Origin of the sequence: Blastomonas sp. UPD001, from assembly GCF_003426715.1 — a bacterium.
GTDB lineage: Bacteria > Pseudomonadota > Alphaproteobacteria > Sphingomonadales > Sphingomonadaceae > Blastomonas.
On the sequence record NZ_QKVT01000001.1, the window covers coordinates 2,314,945 to 2,334,032 of the forward strand.

The following is a 19,088-nucleotide window of genomic DNA, read 5'->3' on the forward strand; positions in this document are numbered from 1 at the left end:
GCCGGTCCTGTCGGCAAGGGTCCCTTCAGGACCGGCCTTGTTGTCGTTTGCCGCCGATGTCCTGCCTGGGGAGCTACGGAGCATCGGCGACATCTTTGGGATAGGGGAGGATGCGCCGATATGCGCGCCGCGCTCGACAAGGGCGCAGCAGATGTCGCTCAACGACTACAGCTGTCGACGAACGACACAGCCGCATCGACCAATGCAACATATGCAAAGAAAGCGTCATCGAATCGGCAAGAATCGGTCATGCTTCCGCTACGGAAAGCTGGACCCTAAGCCGATACGGGATGTGGCGAGCGCGCCGGGCCGTCCGGATGCCCGGGTTCCACGTGGATCCGGGTCAGATCAGTCCGGCAAGCGGGCTTGAAGGGTCGGCATATTTGCGCGTGCCCATGCGTCCGGCGAGATAGGCCTCGCGTCCGGCCTCGACCGCCAGCCTCATCGCACGCGCCATGCGGATCGGGTCCCTGGCCTCGGCGATCGCGGTGTTCATCAGCACGCCGTCGCAGCCCAGCTCCATCGCGATCGCGGCATCCGATGCCGTGCCGACGCCTGCATCGACCAGCACCGGTACCTTCGCATTCTCGACTATCAGCCGGATGGTGACGCGGTTCTGGATACCCAGCCCCGATCCGATCGGCGCGCCGAGCGGCATGATCGCGACTGCGCCCGCATCTTCCAGCCGTTTCGCGCCGATGGGATCGTCGACGCAATAGACCATCGGCTTGAAGCCTTCCTTGGCCAGAATCTCGGTGGCGCGCAGTGTCTCGTGCATGTCGGGATAGAGCGTCTTGGCCTCGCCCAGCACCTCGAGCTTGACCAGATCCCAGCCGCCCGCCTCGCGCGCCAGCCGCAGCGTCCGGATCGCCTCCTCGCCGGTGAAGCAGCCCGCAGTATTGGGCAGATAGGTGACCTTTTTCGGGTCGATGAAATCGGTCAGCATCGGCGCACCCGGATCGGACACGTTGACGCGGCGCACCGCGACGGTGACGATCTCCGCGCCCGAAGCCTCGAGCGCGGCGGCGTTCTGCGCAAAGTCCTTGTACTTGCCGGTGCCGACGATGAGGCGCGAGCGGAAGGTGTGGCCCGCGACGGTCCAGCTGTCCGCGACAGGGACATGATCGCCCCCGCCGACGAAATGCACGATCTCCAGCCGGTCGCCCTCCAGCACCACGACGTCGGCCAGGGTCGAGCGCGGCACGATTTCCAGATTGCGCTCTACCGCGACCTTGGCCGGGTTCAGCCCCAGCGTGCCGACAAGCGCGGCGATGCTCTGGCCGGCGGGTACGCGGCGCGGCTCGCCGTTGACATGGATGCTGATCTGGGCGGTCTGGGTCGAGGTGCTGGTCATAGGGCGCGACTCTTGGCGCGGATAAAGGGGCAAGGGCAAGCCCCAATGTTAGTGTGCAACAGGATCAGTGCTGGCGCGCGGCGCGATAGTTGAGCAGATGCGCGATGCTGAGCAGCGCGACCCCGGTCAGCGTCAGCGCATATTCCCACGATCCGCCATGCGGCACGGTCATCGCGGCGAGCATCGCGGCGATTCCCGCCGAACCGATGGCGAGCGGCGTCCAGGCACCATGCAGCCGCACGCCATGACCCAAGGCTAGCGCGGCCATCGCCGCCGCCAGCACAAAGCCGATCTCGTGCACCCAGGGGGAGAGGAAGATGCCGCCCATCGAGGCGAATCCTGCCACCAGCCACAGGCCTGCGGCGCAATGCACCATGCACAGCGCCGACAGCGCTATCGCGGCCGAATCGAGCTGGCCGGACCGGGTGATACGAGACAACATGGCCTGCACATAGGTGATATGATATCATTGCGCAATCGGGCTTGATCAACATTCTCGCCGGGGCGCGATGAACCGAGCCGAAAAACCCCTTGCAAGCCGCGCGCCTCCGTCCGAAATGCGTGAACCATGACCAGCCTGTCGCAGCCCCGGATCGCCACGCCCCTGTCGCCAGATCGCAGCGCGCCCCAGGCGATCGCCTTGTGGCTCTATGGCGTGGCGCTGCTGGTTTTCTGCATGGTCGTGGTCGGCGGGATCACCCGGCTGACCGAATCGGGCCTGTCGATCACCGAATGGAATGTCGTCACCGGCACGCTGCCGCCGCTGTCCGAAGCGGCCTGGGTCGCCGAGTTCGAGAAATACAAGCGCATCCCCGAATATATCGAGGTCAATGCCGGCATGTCGCTGGCCGAGTTCAAGACCATCTATTTCTGGGAATATGTCCACCGGCTGCTCGGACGGCTGGTCGGCCTCGCCTTCGCCCTGCCCCTTGCCTGGTTCGCGATCCGCCGCGCGATCCCGCAGGGCTATGGCTGGCGCCTGCTGGCGCTGTTCGCGCTGGGCGGGCTGCAGGGTGCGATCGGCTGGTGGATGGTCGCATCGGGGCTGACCGAACGCACCGATGTCAGCCATTTCCGGCTCGCGGTGCACCTGCTCAACGCGCTGTTCATCATGGCGGGGCTGGTCTGGACCGCGCGCGACCTGCAGGTTCTGGCGCGCGATCCCGCTGCGCGCCCGGCGCGGATGACCGGCGTGGCGCTCGCGACCATCCTCGTGCTGTTCGTGCAATTGCTGCTTGGCGCCTGGGTCGCCGGACTCAACGCCGGCTATGCCGCCAAGAGCTGGCCGCTGATGAACGGCAGTTTTTTTCCGGACGATGTCGACTGGTCGCGCGGCGTGGTGCACGCGCTGACGCACGACCCGTTTCTGCTCCATTTCCTGCACCGCTGGTGGGCGTTCGTTGCGGTGGCGGCGCTGGTGGTGATTGCGCGCGCGGTGCGCAAGGCCGATCGCGCGGCTTCGATCGCGATCCACAGCGCGTTCGGCGTGCAGGTGCTGCTCGGCATTGCCACGGTGATGAGCAGCGTCGATCTGCACCTCGCGGTGCTCCACCAGGCGGTGGGCGCGATTCTCGTCGGCACGGTCGCCTGGGGCGCGCACAGCCTGGGACGCAAGGGCGCTGCACGTCGGGCATGATCGGCGATTCGATCCTCGAAGCCAGCGATATCCGGCTGGTCTACTGCCCCTTTGCCGACAAGGAGGAGGCGCAGACGATCGCGCGCACGGTGGTGCGCGAACAGCTTGCCGCCTGCGCCAACGTGCTGGGCACGGTCCAGTCGATCTATCACTGGGACGGCGAGCTGACCGAGCAGGCCGAGGTTCCGGTGCTGTTCAAGACCGCCCTGCCCCAGTCCAAGGCGCTGGTCGCGCGGATCGTGCATCTGCACAGCTATGACGAGCCTGCGGTGCTGGTGCTGCCGGTCGAATATTGCCCGCCCAGCTTTCGCGCCTGGGTGCTCGGCCAGACGCTGGCGATCGACTGATGCTGCTGGCGGCGCTGCTCCGGCTGCTGAAGAGCAGACCGAACGCCACCATCGCCTGCCCTGCCCCCGCGATCGGTTTTGCCCCGCCGCTCGATCGCCCGCTGCTGCTCGAGCGGCGAATCGAGCGCGAGCTGCGCGAGGGCCGCTTTCGCCAGCAGATCCGCTATCGACTGCGCTTCGCACGGGCGGGCCGGGGCTTCCGGCTGACGGTCGAGCAGATCGCGCTCGCCAGCGATGGCCCGCCCGAGCTGCTGCGGCTGCTCGCGCTGCAGGAGGAGAGCAGCGCTGGCGAGACGATCGAGGTCACGCTCGATGCCACTGGGAGTATCCTGGGAATCAGCGAATCGCCCGGCGCGCCCGAGCGCCTCGCGGCGGCGCTCGCCCGGCTGCGCACCGACCCTGGAGTGGCGACGCGCGATGCCGCCGAGCAGGCGCAGATCGGGGCGATGCTCGACCGGCTCGCCGCGCTCACCCCGGAAGAGCGCGCGGCCGTTCACCGGGCGAAGATCGGCCGGCTGGTGATGTTCGCAGGCCGCCCGTGCGCACAGGCGATGGTCAGCACCCGCGACCGCGCGCGCTACCGCCTCACCGCCGCGACAGGCGATTCGTGGGAGCTCGAAACCGTGCCTGGACCCTCGCCGGACCGTCCGGACGCGGCGCAAGCGACCGACCAGGCCGTGCTTTCGACCGCGACCGGCCTCGTGCTCCGGTTCGAGCGGCAGACCGTTGTCCGGGTCGCCGGAACCGAGCGAAAGGCGCTGGAATCGCTGACGGTTTCCACCGATGCCGGGCCGCCCCAACCTTGAAGGTATCATGATACCCCTCGGCAATCGCCCCAAAATGCTTGACTATTGGTGCCCTTATCGACATTAGCCGCGCTTCGTTCAGGCCTGCCCGTGTGCGGCCTGTCGTGTCACGGAAATCTGTCAGCCGGTCTGAGGCTAGGGTCCATCGCGGATCCGGCACCGCAGCGGAGGACGTTTTGGAAGGTTGAAGGCCATGAAGGCTTTGCTCAAGACCACCAAGTCGATCAAGCCGGCTGAGGTGGAAAAGAAATGGCATATTATCGATGCCGATGGACTGGTGGTCGGCCGCGTCGCGGTGATCATCGCCAATATCCTGCGCGGCAAGCACAAGCCGAGCTATACCCCGCATGTCGATTGCGGTGACCATGTCATCGTCATCAACGCGGGCAAGGTTCAGCTGACCGGCAACAAGCGCAGCAACAAGGTCTATTACAAGCACACCGGCTATATCGGTGGCATCAAGGAAGTGACCGCCGCCAAGGTGCTGGACGGCCGCTTCCCCGAGCGCGTGCTTGAAAAGGCGGTGGAACGCATGGTTCCCCGCGGTCCGCTGGGTCGCCAGCAGATGCGCAACCTGCACCTCTTCACCGGAACCGAACATCCGCATGCCGGCCAGCAGCCTGAAGTGCTCGACGTGGCCTCGCTCAACCGCAAGAACAAGGTGGGTGCATAATGTCTGATACCGTGCAATCCCTGTCCGACATCAAGGACATCGCTGCCGACATCGAAACCACCGACGCACCCGCCGTCAAGGTTTCGAACGCGCCGCTGCGCGAGCAGGAGCTCGACAAGCACGGCCGCGCCTATGCCACCGGTCGCCGCAAGGACGCCGTGGCCCGCGTGTGGCTGAAGCCCGGCACCGGCAAGATCATCGTCAACAAGCGCGACCAGGCCGTGTATTTCGCCCGCCCGACGCTGCGTCTCGTGATCAACCAGGTGTTCGACATCACCGATCGCAAGGATCAGTATGACGTGATCTGCACCGTCAAGGGCGGCGGTCTTTCGGGCCAGGCCGGCGCGGTCAAGCACGGCATCAGCCAGGCGCTGACCAAGTACGAACCCGCTCTGCGCAGCACCGTCAAGCAGGCAGGCTTCCTGACCCGCGACAGCCGCACCGTCGAGCGCAAGAAGTACGGCAAGGCCAAGGCGCGCAAGAGCTTCCAGTTCTCGAAGCGCTGATGCGTCTCATCGCGGGGGTCTTCGGGCTCCGCGCGATGCTGCCATGACATACGGGGCGATCGCCCCCCTTGGATCGCGCTCCCGGGCGTCTCCATCGGGCCAGCGATCGCCCCGATTTTCATGTCAGGCCGCCCGATCGGTGCAGCAGCGCTTGCACAGCGCGGTTGCACCCGCTAAGGGCGTCGCCTGCCCGCGAAGGAGTGTAGCTCAGCTGGTAGAGCGTCGGTCTCCAAAACCGAATGCCGGGGGTTCGAGTCCCTCCACTCCTGCCAGCGGCGATCAGTGCCTCCCCCAAGCGGGGCATCCCCTTCCATTGAATCCCCTTGCTTCTGCGGATTTGCGCGGCTATGGGGCTGTCTTTCTCCGACAGGGTGCATATATCGCGTTTCAGCCGGGCAAGGCTGGCGGCGATGTGTCTGCCGAAGCGGATATGCCCGCCCATCGGAACAAGGAAAGTGAAGGCCATGGCCACTGAGCGCAAGAAGACCAGTCCCGGCGAGTTTGTGAATCAGGTCAAGACCGAAGCCTCGAAGGTCGTCTGGCCGAGCCGCCAGGAAACGGTAACCACGTCGATCATGGTGTTCATCCTGATGACGATCCTGGCGATCTTCTTCCTGACCATCGATTCGATCTTTGGCGCTATCGTCAAGTGGCTGCTCACCCTGGCCTGATCGCCGGACCGCTGTTTTGAAAGAGAGTTGAATGTCGCGCTGGTACATCATTCACGCTTATTCGGGCTTTGAGAACAAGGTCCGCGACGCGATTCTCGCCGATGCCGAGCGCATGGGTCTGTCGGCGCTGGTCGAGCAGGTCGAGGTGCCCACCGAAACCGTGACCGAAGTGCGCCGCGGCAAGAAGGTGCAGACCGAGCGCAAGTTCTTCCCCGGCTATGTGCTGGCCAAGCTCAAGATGACCGACGATGTCTATCACGTCGTCAAGAACACTCCCAAGGTCACCGGCTTTCTCGGCCCCAATGGGAAGCCCCAGGCGATCAGCGATGCCGAGGCTGCGCGCATCCTGAACACCAAGGAAGAAGCCGCCAACGCGCCGCGCGCCCGCATCGACGTCGATTACGAAATCGGCGATTCGGTCAAGGTGCTCGAAGGCCCGTTCGCCAGCTTCAACGGCATTGTCGAGGAACTCGATTTCGACAAGGCCCGCGTCAAGGTCTCGGTCTCGATCTTCGGCCGCGCCACGCCGGTCGATCTCGATTTCGAGCATGTCGAACTGGCAAAGTAAGTTTTACCCTCTCCCTTTACGGGAGAGGGACAGCTTCGCGTAAGCGAAGCAGGGAGAGGGCCGGGAGCACGATCGGCGCCCGGACAGGCCCTCTCCAATTCCGCCTAGGCAGCAAAGCTGCCAAGGCTCCATATCCTCTCCCGTAAAGGGAGAGGATAAAACGTGCGGGAGATGCACCCTCGGGTGGATCGCTTGACCGCTTAATTTGAGGGCGACCGGCATCCGCTGGTCGCCTGACAGAATGAAGGAGTGCCATCATGGCAAAGAAGATTGAAGGCTATATCAAGCTGCAGGTGGCCGCTGGTGCCGCCAACCCCTCGCCGCCGATCGGCCCTGCCCTGGGTCAGCGCGGCGTCAACATCATGGAATTCTGCAAGCAGTTCAACGCTGCCACGCAGGACATGGAAAAGGGCACCCCGCTGCCGACCGTGATCACCGTGTACGGCGACCGCAGCTTCACCTTCGTGACCAAGACCCCGCCGGCGAGCTACCTGATCAAGAAGGCAGCGAACCTCAAGAGCGGTTCGAAGGCGCCGGGCAAGGAAAGCGCGGGCACCATCAAGCGTTCGCAGCTGGCGGAAATCGCGCAGGTGAAGATGGCCGACCTCAACGCCAACGACATCGAGGCAGCAACGAAGATTATCGAAGGCTCGGCAACGTCGATGGGCCTTGAAGTGGTGGAGGGCTGAGTATCATGGCAAAGGTGACCAAAAAGGCAAAGGCTCTCGCCGCCAAGCTCGACGCGAACAAGCTCTATGGCGTCGATGAAGCCATCAAGACCATCAAGGAACTGGCCACGTCGAAGTTCGACGAGACCATCGAAGTCGCGCTGAACCTGGGCGTCGACCCGCGTCACGCCGACCAGATGGTCCGCGGCGTCGTGTCGCTGCCCTCGGGTACCGGCAAGGACGTGCGCGTCGCCGTGTTCGCGCGCGGCGACAAGGCCGAAGCGGCTCTGGCCGCCGGTGCCGAGCGTGCGGGCGCCGAGGACCTGATGGAAGAAATGCAGAACGGCAAGGTCGATTACGACCGCGTCATTGCCACCCCGGACATGATGGGTGTCGTCGGCCGTCTCGGCAAGCTGCTGGGCCCCAAGGGCCTGATGCCGAACCCGAAGCTGGGCACCGTGACCCCGAACGTCGCCGAAGCCGTCAAGGCGGCCAAGGGCGGCCAGGTCGAATTCCGCGTCGAAAAGGCCGGTATCATCCATTCGGGCATCGGCAAGGCAAGCTTCTCGGACGAAGCGCTGCGCGCCAATTTCGACGCGTTCGTCGACGCGATCGTCAAGGCGAAGCCCTCGGGCTCGAAGGGCAAGTATCTGCGCAAGATCTCGGTCAGCTCGTCGATGGGCCCCGGCCTGAAGGTCGACGTGTCGGAAGTGCACGCCGGCTGATCGTCACAATCTGCTGCTAAGCCAATCAGGGGCCGGAGGGGAACCTTCGGCCCCTTTTTGGTGTCTGGCTTCGACAGCCACCCCACCTCATCGCCTATCCCTCTCTGGCCGGAGCCGCACCCCATGACCCTCGATCTGCACGTCACGCTGACCTATGACATGGAGGTGCCGACCGACATCCTGCTCCAGGTCGAGGCCGCCGCCATTCCCGAACAGCGGATCGAATCGGCACATATCCAGGCCTCGCCCTGCGACCATTTCGTTCGGGTGGCCGCGCTCGACGGGATCGGCGATCGCATCTGGCTGCGCACCAGCGGGCGGCTCAGCATCGATTATCGCGCGCGGATGACGGTGCTGCGCGATCTGGCCGATGTCGCCACCCTGCCGCAGATGCCGCTGCACCAGCTGCCCGGCGAAACGGTGCAATATCTGTTCGATTCGCATTACTGCCCGGCGACCAAGTTCCACAGCTTCGTCGATACCGAATTCGGCGAGCTGTCGGGCGGCGCGCGGATCGCGGCGATGCAGCGCTGGATCGCCGAGCATTTCACCTACCAATCGGGCAGCTCGGACGCCACGACCACCGCGCTCGACAGCTTCGTCACGCGGCACGGTGTGTGCCGCGACTATGCGCATGTGATGATCGTGCTCGCGCGCGCCTGCTCGATTCCCGCGCGCTTCGCCAGCGTCTATGCGCCCGACGTCACGCCGCAGGATTTCCATGCGGTGGCCGAGGTCTTCCTGGCCGATCCGCAAGGCCAGGGCGGTTCCTGGCATCTGGTCGATCCCACCGGCATGGCGACCGCTGCCGACATGGTGAAGATCGGCGTCGGCCGCGACGCGCTCGATGTCGCCTTTCTCACCGCCTTCGGCACCGTCGAGCTGGTCGAGCAGCAGGTCAGCGTGACCCGCGCCTGACCCGTCATTCGGTCAGGTCGGGTCGCCAGTCGGCCGCCAGGCGGCGCAGCGGGGCAGGGGCATGGCGCCCGGCCTCGCCCGACAGTTCGGCAACGTCGAGCAATCGCGCCAGCAGCCGCTGGCCGAACGGCCAGTCGCCCAGGTCCGAATCGGCGTTGATATGGCCCGCGCGGCCCGCATCGACATGGTCCGCGCCCCAGAAGCTGGCGAGGCGATAGGCGCGATCGGGGCCCGCTGCGCGGGCGGTCCCCCTCCCCCAGCAAGCTGTGGGAGGATTTTCTGGTTCCACTCATGGTTAACCCGATAATAACCATCTTGTGACCATTCTTCCTCGTTCCACCGCGGCAGCTCTGCGGTGGCGATGCAAGGAGAATGGGGCATGGCCAGCCATCCCGGCGCGGCATCCGGCAATTCCGCAGCGGCACTCACGCTTGCCGAGCTGCGCGAGTTCGCGAGCTTCTCGCCCGGCGCGCAGCGCTATATCAAGCGCGCGCTCGATATCGGGCTGGCGCGCGAGGACGCGTTCAAGCGCTGGGCACGCAATGCCGAGGAAACCGCCTCGATCCGCATGCATTATCTCGTCTATCAGGACCTCAAGCTGCTGCGCGGAAATGTGCCCGATGCACCGCACGAGGACGGTTTCGAGCATTTCATGGCGCTGCTGGTGCGGCTGGCGGCGTTCGATCTGGCGCAGGGCCGGATCGAGAGCTTCTCCGCCTTCCGCTTCCTCTACGAGCGGCTGCTCGGCGCCGATGTGCGGCCTTGGCTGCCCTCGGCCTATTGCGCCGCCGCCGCGCTGCCGCAGATTCAGCCCGAGCGGCGCAAGATGCTGCTCCAGTCGATCAGCGAGGCGGCAGCCACGGCCCCCGGCTGGTCGCTGCGCGCACCGGTCTTCTTCCCCGAATGGGTCGAATGGGTGAGCGGCGACGCCGCACATTGAGGGCTCTGTTCTGAGACCACATCACCGTCACCCCCGCGAAAGCGAGGGTCCCGCTTGTGCGCCACGGGTTGAAAGATAGCGGGATTCCCGCGTTCGCGGGAATGACGGGTTTCCTAGCTCGTCCCCACCAGAGCCGCGAGTGCCACGCGACGGTAGATGCGCGCGAGCACCTCTAGATCCGCCACCGCCACCGCCTCGTCGAGCTTGTGCATCGTCGCGTTGCACAGGCCGAATTCGACCACCGGGCAGATGCGCGAGAGGAAGCGCGCGTCGGACGTACCGCCGGTGGTCGAAAGCTCGGTTTCCACCCCTGTCTCCGCGCGGATCGCCTCGGCGATGATGCCCGAAAGCTCGCCCGGCGGAGTGAGGAACGCCTCCCCCGAGATCTTCGCCTCGACCGTCCCGCCCAGCGGCTCGGCGATCGCGCGAATACGCTGGGTGAGCGATTCGCCGCTGTGCAGATCGTTGAATCGGATCGAGATTCGCGCCTCGGCCGCGGCGGGGATGACATTGTGCGCGGGGTTGCCGACATGCAGGTCGGTCACCTCGATATTGCTCGGCTGGAACCAGTCGGTGCCCTCGTCCAGCACCGCCGCCTCGATCGCCGAGAGGATCGCGACCAGCTTCGGAATCGGATTGTCGGCGAGATGCGGATAGGCGACATGGCCCTGCTGGCCCGCCACGCGGATCCACATGTTGACCGAGCCGCGCCGCCCGATCTTCACCATGTCGCCCAGCCGGCTCACCGAAGTCGGCTCGCCCACCAGGCACAGATCGGGAATGGTGCCCCCCGCCTGAATCAGGTCGATCAGCGCGCGCGTGCCGTAGATCGCCGGGCCTTCCTCGTCGCCGGTGATGATCAGGCTCAGCGTCCCCGCCTCGCGCGGGATGTCGGCGGCGGCAGCGACGAAGCTCGCGATCGATCCCTTCATGTCGACCGCGCCGCGCCCGTGCAGCAGATCGCCGCGCACCTCCGGCACGAACGGATCGCTCGCCCAGCCCCTGCCCGGCGGCACCACGTCGAGATGCCCGGCAAAGGCGAAATGCCGCCCTGGATCGCCCAGCGGACGCCGGATCGCGAACAGATTCTCGACCGGGCCATCGGGGGCCTCGCCGCAGACGAAGCGCGTGACCACAAAGCCGAGCGGCTCGAGCATCGCCTGGAGACAGGCGAACACCGCGCCGGTCGCGGGCGTGACGCTTTCACAGGCGATCAGGCGGCTGGCAAGGTCGAGCGGGGATGCGGCAAGCGTGGCGGTGTCGGTCATCGGGGCTTTCTCGTTGGTTCCAAGCGCATTAGCATCGCGCCATGCCCAAAGTCGACCTGCAAGCCATTCCGCAAAGCAACGCCACCGGTTATCCCGACCACCTTGCCGATGTCGTGCAGGGCCGCTGGTACCGCCGCCTCTCGCCCGCGCTCGGCCTTGTCGATTTCGGCGCGAGCCATGTCGTGCTCAAGCCCGGTGCCTGGTCCGCCCAGCGCCACTGGCACGAGCACGAGGACGAGATTCTGGTTATCCTGTCCGGCGAGGCGGTGCTGGTCGACGATTTCGGCCGCACGCCGCTTCATCCCGGCGACATCGCGGCCTTCCCCAAGGGCGAGCCCAATGCGCATTGCCTGGTCAATGAAGGCGATGCCGACTGCGTGTTCCTGGTGATCGGCCAGAGCGTCAACGGCCCGTGCCATTATCCCGATGTCGACATGCACGAGAACGGCGCGGGCGACAAACGCCGCAAGGACGGCACGCGCTTCTGACGCGGGGCGGCTGCCGCCCTTCCCCCCCTGACGCCAGACCCCGCGATAAAGCTGTCGCGCAGCTGTCGGCCTGCATTCGGGTTGCAGCGGGCCTTTTGATGCCCGGTTGACCCGCCCCCGAAAACCTCTCATAAGCTAATGCGAATCGCTTGCATTAGCATTGGGGGATATTCATGAATCGCTGGTTGAATTCCGTGGCCCTGGCCGGGCTGGCTGCTGCGCCGATCTCCGTGGCCGCTGCCCAGGCGCCGCGCGCCGAGACCGACGCTGTTGCCGATGCCGAAGCGGCCGATGGTCGCACCATCGTCGTGTCCGCGACCCGCACGCCCATCACCATCGACGAGGCCCCGGCCACCATTTCGGCCAAGACCGACGAAGACATTGCCGACGAGCTGGCGACCGACATCAAGGATCTGGTGCGCTTCGAACCCGGCGTCAGCGTCCGCCGCCAGCCCGCGCGGTTCAGTGCGGCGCTCGGCAGCACGGGCCGCGCGGGCAACGAGGATTTCACCATTCGCGGCATCGGCGGCAACCGCGTGCTGATCCAGGTCGATGGCGTGCGCGTTCCGATGGGCTTCAGCTTCGGCGCGCAGAGCGTCGGCCGGGGCGATTCGGTCGATATCGGGCTGGTCAAGTCGGTCGAGATCCTGCGCGGACCCGCCTCGGCGCTCTACGGCAGCGACGGCCTGGCCGGCGCGGTGAGCTTCACGCTGAGCGATCCCGAGGACATATTGAAGGGCCAGTCGGTCGCCGGGCTGGTGCGCGTTCAATATGCCAGCGCCGACAACGAATTTGCCGAAACCGCGATCCTGGCCGGACGCAGCGGCGAGCTGTCGGCCATGGTCGCCTATACGCGGCGCGATTTCGAGGAGCTGGAAAACCGGGGCGCCAACGATGTGCTGGGAGCCAGTCGGACCACGCCCAATCCGCAGGACGGCCAGAACAATGCCGCGACGGCACGGCTGGTCTGGGACCCCGCCGGTGGCCACAAGGTCCGCCTCACCGGCGAATATCTCGACAACCGCATGGTCACCGATCTGCTCTCGGGCCGCTCGGCGAGCGTCGACAATCTGGTCGCGCGCGACACCGGCAAGCGCTGGCGCGTTGCGGGCGACTGGATCTGGGAAGGCACCGGCACGATCGAGATGGCGCGGGCGAGCGTCTACTGGCAATCGGCCAAGGACCGGCAGTTCACCCAGGAGGATCGCACGCCGCTGGCGGATCGCACCCGGCTCAACACCTTCGACAACCGCGTCTATGGCCTGTCCGCCGAAGCGCGCGCGGGCTTTGTCACGGGTCCGCTCACCCACAAGCTGGTCTTTGGCGGCGATGCGAGCTCCACCCGGCAGCAGGGGCTGCGCGACGGTACCGTGCCGCCCGCGGGCGAGCGCTTCCCGTCCTCCGCCTTTCCCGTCACCGATTACACGCTCGCCGGGCTCTTCATCGGTGACGAGATCAGCGTCGGGCCGCTCACGCTGTTCCCCGCGCTGCGTTTCGACCACTACAAGCTGTCCCCCAAGCCCGATGCGCTGCTTCCGGCGTCCTTCCTCACCACGGGCCAGTCGGGCAGCCGGCTGAGCCCCAAAATGGGTGCGGTGCTGAAGCTGAACAGCGAGGTGCGGCTGTTCGCCAATTATGCCCAGGGCTTCCGCGCCCCCGAGCCCTCTCAGGTCAACCAGTTCTTCGAGAATCTCGCCCAAGGCTACACCTCGCGCCCCAATGCCGATCTGGGGCCCGAGCGCAGCGAGAGCATCGAGGGCGGCATCCGCTTTACCAGCGAGGCGGTGAGCCTCAGCGCCACTGCGTTCAGCGCGCGCTACAAGGATTTCATCAGCCAGGAGGTCGTGGGCGGCGGCTTCACGCCGAACAATCCCGCGATCTTCCAGTTCATCAATCTCGACCGGGTAAAGGTCGAGGGCGCCGAGGCGCGGCTCGAGCTGCGCGACAGGAACGGCCTCAACGGGCAACTGGCCCTGTCCTACGCCAGGGGCGACGTCATCGACCCCCAGGCGAACACCCGCGCGCCGCTCGCCACGGTCGATCCCTTGAAGCTGGTCGCGGGGATCGGCTGGCGCGACCCGCAAGGCCGGTTCGGCGGGCAGTTGATCGCCACGCACAGCGCACGCAAGTCCGAGGCGCGCAGCACAGGCGTGTGCACGCCTTCCTGCTTCCGGCCCGATGCGTTCACCATTCTCGATGCCACGGCATTCGTCGCGCTGGGTCCGGTGACGCTGCGCGCGGGCCTGTTCAACCTCACCAACGCCAAATACGCCTGGTGGTCCGACGTGCGCGGTCTCGCCAGCACCACCACCATCGCCGATGCCTTTACCCAGCCGGGGCGCAACGGCAGTGTGTCATTGACTTATCGCTTTTGATTCGCAACAACGTTAGCATTGCAAACAGGGACCACGATCATGACGACCAGGATCATCGCCTTTGCCGCCGCCAGTCTTATAGCGCTGGCGTCCACGCCCGCGCTTGCCCACCCGCCGATTGCCGAACGCCCCGCGCAGGAAGAGGCCGCCGCGTTCGAGGCCGATCGCGCCGACATTCTGGCGATGGCGGGCAATTTCAAGGTGCGCTTCGACATGCAGGAAGCGACGCCCTGGCAGAGCGGCTATGCCCCGCTCGAGCGCAAGATTTCCGGGGGGCACGAGGTGGTGCGCGTGATCGAGGATAGCGGCCGCCGCATCGTGCTGCAGCATATCCTGGTCAGCGAGATCGACGGCAAGCCGCACATCACCAAGCACTGGCGGCAGGACTGGGAATACGAACCCGCCAGGGTGCTGGTCTATTCCGACCGCAACGCCTGGACCTGGGAGGACGTGCCCGAGAAGATGCGCCGCGGCCGCTGGTCGCAGACCGTGTGGCAAGTCGACGACAGCCCGCGCTACGCCGGCTGGGGCCAGTTCGAGCAGCAGGGCGGCCTTCGCCGCTGGCGTTCCAACTGGACCTGGCGGCCGCTCGCCCGGCGCGATGCGGTGCGTAACCCTGTCTACGACCGCTATTACGCGATCAACCGCCATCAATCGACGCCCGATGGCTGGGTCCACTGGCAGGACAATATCAAGATGGGCGTGAAGGACGGCAGCCTGCAGCCGATCGTGCAGGAATATGTGCTCAACACCTATACCCGGTTCGACGGCTATAACGTCAAGGCGGCGGACGATTACTGGGCCGCCACCAAGGGCTATTGGGCCGCTGTTCGCGCCGAGTGGGACAAGGTGGCGGCGACCAAGGGCGGCATCGCCATCCAGGAGGAAGCGCAGGCCGGCACCATCATCAGCGCGCGGCTGCTGACCATCGCCGACGAGATCGCCGAGGGCAAGCTGACCGAGGCCAAGGGCACCGCCGAAGCGCTCAAGCTGATCGACGACAATACCCGGATGACCGGCGCGAAACGCGTCGCGAGCACCGGTCGCTAAGGGTCGGCGCCCCGTCCCCGTTGGGGCGCCGATATTCCCCTGCCCTGCCGACTGGACACGGCGGGGCAGGGGATACCGGGTTCAGTGGTCGTGCTGCGCCAGCGCCTCGAGCACGTCCTCGAGCCGCGCCGGGTCGCCCATCGCGACCACGCGCCCGTCGCTTCCCTTGTGCAGCGGATCGCCGTTCCAGTCGCACATATGCCCGCCCGCGCCCTCGACCACGGGGACCAGTGCGGCAAAGTCGTGCAGCTTCAGCCCGCTCTCGCACACCAGATCGACCGAGCCTTGCGCAACCAGAGCGTAATTGTAGCAATCGCCGCCCCAGATCAGCCGACGCGTGTCGCATTGCTTGGCCAGCGCCATGAAATGCATCGCGTCATGATCGCTGAACAGGTGCGGGCTGGTGGTGGCGAGCACCGCGTCGCCGATCTCGGGGCAGAGCCGCGCCTTGACCGGCTTGCCGTTGAAGGTGGTGCCGCGCCCGGTCGCGCCGACCCAGCGCTCGCGCCCGATCGGCTGGTCGATCACGCCGAGCACCGGCCATTCGTCGGATATCAGGGCGATCAAGGTGCCAAAGATCGGCCGCCCGGCGATGAAGCTGGTGGTGCCGTCGATCGGATCGAGCACCCAGACCCGGCCGGTGCTGCCGGGCTTTTCGCCATATTCCTCGCCGATCACGCCATCGCGCGGCGCCTCGGCATCGAGGATCGCGCGCATCGCCGCTTCGGCGGCGCGGTCGGCCTCGGTGACGGGCGAAGCGTCGGCCTTGCGATCGGTAGTGAAATCGGCGCGATAATAGGGGCGGATCGCCTCCCCCGCGGCATCGGCGAGCCGCTGCGCGAGCTCGATGTCCTTGCTGTGTATCATGATGGTCTAGCTAGGGCCTCGTACCGGATATTGCCAGTCCCTGCCCGAATTCAGGGCACCGCCACGCGTAGCGGCTGGCCGTCGGGCACCACCCAGCTGGACACGGCACGCAGGCCTTCGGGCCCCGCCTTGCCCCAGTGCACCGTCCCCGGCGCGATGCGGATCGCCTGGCCGGGGCGCAGCTCCTTCTCGCCCATGCCTTCGCGCACGATCACCGTGCTGCCGCCCAGGATGTAGAGAAATTCCTCGCCATGATGGTAATGGCGCGGGATCGGGGCATGGGCGGGAATATTGAGGTCGCCGGTTACGAGATGATGCCCCGGCGCGGCCTGAATCGGCCCGGACAGGACCTCGCTGATCCCGGGCGCGGGCTGATAGACCGCGACACCCTGAGGACCGGGTGAAGCGCAAGCGCCGGGCACCGCTGCCAGCGCGATCAGCACGGGCAGGCCAGGGCGCATGGTCCGATCAGTCGAACAGGCTGGAGACCGAGCTTTCGTCGGCGATGCGGCGGATCGCCTCGCCGATCAGCGCGGCCATCGGCAGGCTGCGGATGCGGCTCGATTCGGTGACGGCCTCGGTCGCCTGGATCGAATCGGTGATCACCAGCTCCTTGAGCGCGCTGTTGTTCACCCGCGCCACGGCGCCGCCCGAGAGCACGCCGTGCGTGACATAGCTGACCACATCGACCGCGCCGGCATCCTTCAGCGCCTGCGCCGCGTTGCACAGCGTCCCGCCCGAATCGACGATGTCGTCGATCAGGATGCAGAACCGGCCCTCGACATTGCCGATGATGTTCATCACTTCCGATTCGCCGGGGCGCTCGCGGCGCTTGTCAACGATCGCCAGCGGCGCGTTGTCGAGCCGCTTGGCGAGCGCGCGCGCGCGGACCACGCCGCCCACGTCGGGCGAGACGACCATCAGCTTGTGCTCGCCGAACCGCGCCTGGATGTCCGCCGCCATCACCGGCGCGGCATAGAGATTGTCGGTCGGGATATCGAAAAAGCCCTGGATCTGCCCGGCGTGCAGGTCGACCGACAGCACGCGGTCGGCGCCGGCCACGGTGATCAGATTGGCGACCAGCTTGGCCGAGATCGGGGTGCGCGGCCCCGGCTTGCGGTCCTGCCGGGCATAGCCGAAATACGGGATCACCGCGGTGATGCGCCGCGCCGACGCGCGCTTGAGCGCATCGATGCAGATCAGCAGCTCCATCAGATTGTCGTTCGCGGGATAGCCGGTCGACTGGATGACGAACACATCCTCGCCGCGCACATTCTCGTGAATCTCGACGAAAATCTCCTCGTCGGCAAAGCGGCGCACGCTGGCATCGGTCAGCGGCATTTCCAGATACGCGGCAATCGCGCGCGCCAGCGGCATGTTGCTGTTGCCAGACAGGATTTTCATGTGGCGTCCCCGTTGCCCTGATCGATCGCGCCTGCCTTAGCCAGATGGTCCGCAAACCGGAAGATGAAACTTTGGCGAAATTGCGCCGGCGCCGCCTGCGCGCTGCTTCGCACCATCAAAAGCTGTTGCCGCTCCCCCGGCCAGCCCCTATCCCGCAGCCATGACCGACCGGCTTATCATCACGCTTGTCCAGTGCGGGCAGACCATGGGCGATCTGGCACGCAATGCCGACGCGATGCTGCAGGCGCGCGCCGAGGCGCAGGATTGCGACCTCGTCGTCTTTCCCGAATTGCAGCTGATCGGCTATCCGCCCGAGGACCTGGTGCTCAAGCCCGCGCTGATCGACCGCGCCGAGTCCGAGCTCGCGCGGCTCGCGGCGGCGACGGCGGATGGCGGCCCGGCGATGCTGGTGGGCAGCGTCTTCCATCGCGAGGGCGCGCTGTACAACGGCATCGCGCTGCTCGAGGGTGGTGCGATCGCGGCGGTGCGGCTGAAGCACGAACTGCCCAATTACGGCACGTTCGACGAGAAGCGGCTGTTCGCCTCGGCCCCGCTGCAATCGCCGGTGCCGTTTCGCGGCGTGATGCTGGGCCTGCCCTTGTGCGAGGATATCTGGTTCCCCAGGGTGTGCGGGCATCTGAAAGCCATGGGCGCCGAGCTGCTGATCGCGCCGCACGGCAGCCCCTACGAGATCGAGAAAGACGACCGCCGGCTGCACAATGTCGCGCGCGCCCGCGTCGCCGAAACCGGGCTGCCGCTCGTGTTCCTCAACCGGATCGGCGGGCAGGACGAGCTGGTGTTTGACGGCGCGTCGTTCGTGCTCAATGCCGATGGATCGCTTTGCCATCAGTTGCCCGACTGGGAAGCGGCGACGGTGCGCACCGAATGGACGCGCGGCGATAGCGGCTGGACTTGCGCCCCGGGCGAAATCCATGCGCTCGATCCCTTCCCGCAGGACGTCTATCACGCGATGATTGTGGGGCTTCGCGATTATGTGAACGCCAACGGCTTTCCGGGCGTGGTGCTCGGGCTGTCGGGCGGGATCGACAGCGCGCTTTCGGCTGCGGTCGCGGTCGATGCGCTGGGCGCGGAGCGGGTGTGGTGCGTGATGCTGCCTAGCCGTTACACGAGCCAGGAAAGCCTCGACGATGCCGCCGAATGCGCGCGGCTGCTCGGCTGCCGGCTCGACACGATCGGAATCGCACCCGCGGTCGATGCGTTCGATGCGATGCTCAGCCAAAGTTTCGAAGGCCGCGCGCCCGATCTCGCCGAAGAGAATATCCAGTCGCGCATCCGCGCGGTGACGCTGATGGGGCTCAGCAACAAGTTCGGCCCCATGCTCCTCACCACCGGCAACAAGAGCGAGATGAGCGTCGGCTATGCCACCATCTATGGCGACATGGCGGGCGGCTATAATGTGCTCAAGGACGCGTACAAGCTGACCGTGTTCGAGCTGTCGCGCTGGCGCAACGCCAACCGGCCGCCGCTCGGCCTCGGCCCCGATGGCCCGGTGATGCCCGAAAGCGTGATCACCAAGCCGCCCAGCGCGGAGCTTCGCCCCGACCAGCGCGACGACGACAGCCTGCCGCCCTACGAGATTCTCGACCCGATCCTGCACGGCCTGGTCGAGGAGGAGCTAAGCGTCGCCGAGATCGTCGCGCGCGGCTTCGACGAGGCCACCGTCACCCGGATCGAGCGGCTGCTCTACCTCGCCGAATACAAGCGCCGCCAGGCCCCGCCGGGGGTGAAGCTGGGAATCCGCAATTTCGGCCGCGACCGGCGCTACCCGATCACCAACCGGTTCCGGACGGCATAGACGGACAC

The 19,088-nt window shown here is 66.3% G+C and carries 22 protein-coding genes and 1 tRNA gene; 16 read left to right on the forward strand and 7 right to left on the reverse strand.

Going from position 1 to position 19,088, the window contains the following annotated elements:
• Positions 1-343: 343 nt before the first annotated feature.
• Together thiS and DM995_RS11795 are read right to left on the reverse strand one after the other, a co-directional pair.
• A complete protein-coding gene (gene thiS / locus DM995_RS11790; protein ID WP_116969546.1) occupies positions 344-1,354 on the reverse strand; it encodes a sulfur carrier protein ThiS in 1,011 nt (336 codons plus the stop codon).
• A gap of 64 nt (positions 1,355-1,418) precedes the next feature.
• Positions 1,419-1,796 carry a MerC domain-containing protein gene (locus DM995_RS11795; RefSeq protein WP_023839454.1) on the reverse strand — a complete coding sequence of 126 codons (378 nt, stop codon included), beginning with the start codon at positions 1,794-1,796 and terminating at the stop codon, positions 1,419-1,421.
• Between the two features lie 126 nt (positions 1,797-1,922).
• Here DM995_RS11795 and DM995_RS11800 point away from each other — a divergent pair, with 126 nt between their 5' ends.
• The 11 genes from DM995_RS11800 to DM995_RS11850 all read left to right on the forward strand — a co-directional run bounded on the left by DM995_RS11800 (position 1,923) and on the right by DM995_RS11850 (position 8,872).
• On the forward strand, positions 1,923-2,990 hold the full coding sequence (locus DM995_RS11800) for a COX15/CtaA family protein (protein WP_116969547.1): 1,068 nt from the start codon (positions 1,923-1,925) through the stop codon (positions 2,988-2,990).
• On the forward strand, positions 2,987-3,337 hold the full coding sequence (gene cutA, locus DM995_RS11805) for a divalent-cation tolerance protein CutA (RefSeq protein ID WP_116969548.1): 351 nt from the start codon (positions 2,987-2,989) through the stop codon (positions 3,335-3,337). Before DM995_RS11800 ends, cutA begins: the two co-directional genes overlap by 4 nt.
• Positions 3,337-4,143 carry a hypothetical protein gene (locus DM995_RS11810; RefSeq protein ID WP_116969549.1) on the forward strand — a complete coding sequence of 269 codons (807 nt, stop codon included), beginning with the start codon at positions 3,337-3,339 and terminating at the stop codon, positions 4,141-4,143. Before cutA ends, DM995_RS11810 begins: the two co-directional genes overlap by 1 nt.
• A gap of 193 nt (positions 4,144-4,336) precedes the next feature.
• The gene (rplM, locus tag DM995_RS11815) at positions 4,337-4,816 is read left to right on the forward strand and encodes a 50S ribosomal protein L13 (protein WP_023839458.1); all 480 of its coding nucleotides are present in this window, start codon (positions 4,337-4,339) and stop codon (positions 4,814-4,816) included.
• Positions 4,816-5,322: a 30S ribosomal protein S9 gene (gene rpsI, locus DM995_RS11820; protein WP_023839459.1), complete on the forward strand. Its 507-nt coding sequence runs from the start codon at positions 4,816-4,818 to the stop codon at positions 5,320-5,322. The genes rplM and rpsI overlap by 1 nt, the downstream gene beginning before the upstream one ends.
• 196 nt (positions 5,323-5,518) lie before the next feature.
• A tRNA-Trp gene (locus tag DM995_RS11825) sits at positions 5,519-5,594 on the forward strand.
• Between the two features lie 192 nt (positions 5,595-5,786).
• The gene (secE, locus tag DM995_RS11830; RefSeq protein WP_116969550.1) at positions 5,787-5,993 is read left to right on the forward strand and encodes a preprotein translocase subunit SecE; all 207 of its coding nucleotides are present in this window, start codon (positions 5,787-5,789) and stop codon (positions 5,991-5,993) included.
• Positions 5,994-6,024: 31 nt separating this feature from the next.
• Complete coding sequence (gene nusG / locus DM995_RS11835; RefSeq protein ID WP_023839461.1) at positions 6,025-6,561, forward strand: transcription termination/antitermination protein NusG; 537 nt, start codon at positions 6,025-6,027, stop codon at positions 6,559-6,561.
• Positions 6,562-6,818: 257 nt separating this feature from the next.
• The gene (rplK, locus tag DM995_RS11840) at positions 6,819-7,250 is read left to right on the forward strand and encodes a 50S ribosomal protein L11 (protein ID WP_116969551.1); all 432 of its coding nucleotides are present in this window, start codon (positions 6,819-6,821) and stop codon (positions 7,248-7,250) included.
• A gap of 5 nt (positions 7,251-7,255) precedes the next feature.
• Positions 7,256-7,954, forward strand: coding sequence for a 50S ribosomal protein L1 (rplA, locus tag DM995_RS11845; RefSeq protein ID WP_116969552.1), 699 nt, complete (start codon positions 7,256-7,258; stop codon positions 7,952-7,954).
• Between the two features lie 123 nt (positions 7,955-8,077).
• Positions 8,078-8,872 (forward strand): transglutaminase-like domain-containing protein, encoded by a 795-nt coding sequence (locus DM995_RS11850; RefSeq protein WP_116969553.1) that lies wholly within the window; start codon positions 8,078-8,080, stop codon positions 8,870-8,872.
• A 4-nt stretch (positions 8,873-8,876) separates the two neighbouring features.
• On the opposite strand, the gene DM995_RS11855 is transcribed toward DM995_RS11850, so the two are convergent.
• Positions 8,877-9,161: an alpha/beta hydrolase gene (locus DM995_RS11855; RefSeq protein WP_116969554.1), complete on the reverse strand. Its 285-nt coding sequence runs from the start codon at positions 9,159-9,161 to the stop codon at positions 8,877-8,879.
• A gap of 90 nt (positions 9,162-9,251) precedes the next feature.
• On the opposite strand from DM995_RS11855, the gene DM995_RS11860 reads away from it, so the two are divergent.
• A complete protein-coding gene (locus DM995_RS11860; protein ID WP_031318473.1) occupies positions 9,252-9,812 on the forward strand; it encodes a hypothetical protein in 561 nt (186 codons plus the stop codon).
• A 113-nt stretch (positions 9,813-9,925) separates the two neighbouring features.
• Here DM995_RS11860 and dapE read toward each other — a convergent pair whose 3' ends face one another.
• Complete coding sequence (dapE, locus tag DM995_RS11865) at positions 9,926-11,080, reverse strand: succinyl-diaminopimelate desuccinylase (protein WP_116969555.1); 1,155 nt, start codon at positions 11,078-11,080, stop codon at positions 9,926-9,928.
• Between the two features lie 41 nt (positions 11,081-11,121).
• Between dapE and DM995_RS11870 the strand changes: the two genes are divergently transcribed.
• From DM995_RS11870 to DM995_RS11880, 3 genes are all read left to right on the forward strand, one after another.
• Positions 11,122-11,568, forward strand: coding sequence for a cupin domain-containing protein (locus DM995_RS11870; RefSeq protein ID WP_116969556.1), 447 nt, complete (start codon positions 11,122-11,124; stop codon positions 11,566-11,568).
• A gap of 194 nt (positions 11,569-11,762) precedes the next feature.
• Positions 11,763-13,943: a TonB-dependent hemoglobin/transferrin/lactoferrin family receptor gene (locus tag DM995_RS11875; protein ID WP_353653373.1), complete on the forward strand. Its 2,181-nt coding sequence runs from the start codon at positions 11,763-11,765 to the stop codon at positions 13,941-13,943.
• Between the two features lie 39 nt (positions 13,944-13,982).
• On the forward strand, positions 13,983-14,993 hold the full coding sequence (locus DM995_RS11880) for a DUF6607 family protein (RefSeq protein WP_116969557.1): 1,011 nt from the start codon (positions 13,983-13,985) through the stop codon (positions 14,991-14,993).
• A gap of 81 nt (positions 14,994-15,074) precedes the next feature.
• Here DM995_RS11880 and hisN read toward each other — a convergent pair whose 3' ends face one another.
• The 3 genes from hisN to DM995_RS11895 are packed head-to-tail and all read right to left on the reverse strand — an operon-like array spanning position 15,075 to position 17,264.
• Positions 15,075-15,860, reverse strand: coding sequence for a histidinol-phosphatase (gene hisN, locus DM995_RS11885; protein WP_116969558.1), 786 nt, complete (start codon positions 15,858-15,860; stop codon positions 15,075-15,077).
• 50 nt (positions 15,861-15,910) lie between these two features.
• Complete coding sequence (locus DM995_RS11890) at positions 15,911-16,321, reverse strand: cupin domain-containing protein (RefSeq protein ID WP_116969559.1); 411 nt, start codon at positions 16,319-16,321, stop codon at positions 15,911-15,913.
• Between the two features lie 7 nt (positions 16,322-16,328).
• Positions 16,329-17,264 (reverse strand): ribose-phosphate pyrophosphokinase, encoded by a 936-nt coding sequence (locus tag DM995_RS11895; RefSeq protein WP_116969560.1) that lies wholly within the window; start codon positions 17,262-17,264, stop codon positions 16,329-16,331.
• 160 nt (positions 17,265-17,424) lie between these two features.
• On the opposite strand from DM995_RS11895, the gene DM995_RS11900 reads away from it, so the two are divergent.
• Complete coding sequence (locus tag DM995_RS11900) at positions 17,425-19,080, forward strand: NAD+ synthase (RefSeq protein WP_116969561.1); 1,656 nt, start codon at positions 17,425-17,427, stop codon at positions 19,078-19,080.
• Positions 19,081-19,088: the final 8 nt, after the last annotated feature.

Coding starts and splice junctions, on each gene's coding strand:
- thiS (WP_116969546.1), bottom strand. CDS start 1,354: ATGACCAGCACCTCGACCCAGACCGCCCAGATCAGCATCCATGTCAAC.
- DM995_RS11795 (WP_023839454.1), bottom strand. CDS start 1,796: ATGTTGTCTCGTATCACCCGGTCCGGCCAGCTCGATTCGGCCGCGATA.
- DM995_RS11800 (WP_116969547.1), top strand. CDS start 1,923: ATGACCAGCCTGTCGCAGCCCCGGATCGCCACGCCCCTGTCGCCAGAT.
- cutA (WP_116969548.1), top strand. CDS start 2,987: ATGATCGGCGATTCGATCCTCGAAGCCAGCGATATCCGGCTGGTCTAC.
- DM995_RS11810 (WP_116969549.1), top strand. CDS start 3,337: ATGCTGCTGGCGGCGCTGCTCCGGCTGCTGAAGAGCAGACCGAACGCC.
- rplM (WP_023839458.1), top strand. CDS start 4,337: ATGAAGGCTTTGCTCAAGACCACCAAGTCGATCAAGCCGGCTGAGGTG.
- rpsI (WP_023839459.1), top strand. CDS start 4,816: ATGTCTGATACCGTGCAATCCCTGTCCGACATCAAGGACATCGCTGCC.
- secE (WP_116969550.1), top strand. CDS start 5,787: ATGGCCACTGAGCGCAAGAAGACCAGTCCCGGCGAGTTTGTGAATCAG.
- nusG (WP_023839461.1), top strand. CDS start 6,025: ATGTCGCGCTGGTACATCATTCACGCTTATTCGGGCTTTGAGAACAAG.
- rplK (WP_116969551.1), top strand. CDS start 6,819: ATGGCAAAGAAGATTGAAGGCTATATCAAGCTGCAGGTGGCCGCTGGT.
- rplA (WP_116969552.1), top strand. CDS start 7,256: ATGGCAAAGGTGACCAAAAAGGCAAAGGCTCTCGCCGCCAAGCTCGAC.
- DM995_RS11850 (WP_116969553.1), top strand. CDS start 8,078: ATGACCCTCGATCTGCACGTCACGCTGACCTATGACATGGAGGTGCCG.
- DM995_RS11860 (WP_031318473.1), top strand. CDS start 9,252: ATGGCCAGCCATCCCGGCGCGGCATCCGGCAATTCCGCAGCGGCACTC.
- dapE (WP_116969555.1), bottom strand. CDS start 11,080: ATGACCGACACCGCCACGCTTGCCGCATCCCCGCTCGACCTTGCCAGC.
- DM995_RS11870 (WP_116969556.1), top strand. CDS start 11,122: ATGCCCAAAGTCGACCTGCAAGCCATTCCGCAAAGCAACGCCACCGGT.
- DM995_RS11880 (WP_116969557.1), top strand. CDS start 13,983: ATGACGACCAGGATCATCGCCTTTGCCGCCGCCAGTCTTATAGCGCTG.
- hisN (WP_116969558.1), bottom strand. CDS start 15,860: ATGATACACAGCAAGGACATCGAGCTCGCGCAGCGGCTCGCCGATGCC.
- DM995_RS11890 (WP_116969559.1), bottom strand. CDS start 16,321: ATGCGCCCTGGCCTGCCCGTGCTGATCGCGCTGGCAGCGGTGCCCGGC.
- DM995_RS11895 (WP_116969560.1), bottom strand. CDS start 17,264: ATGAAAATCCTGTCTGGCAACAGCAACATGCCGCTGGCGCGCGCGATT.
- DM995_RS11900 (WP_116969561.1), top strand. CDS start 17,425: ATGACCGACCGGCTTATCATCACGCTTGTCCAGTGCGGGCAGACCATG.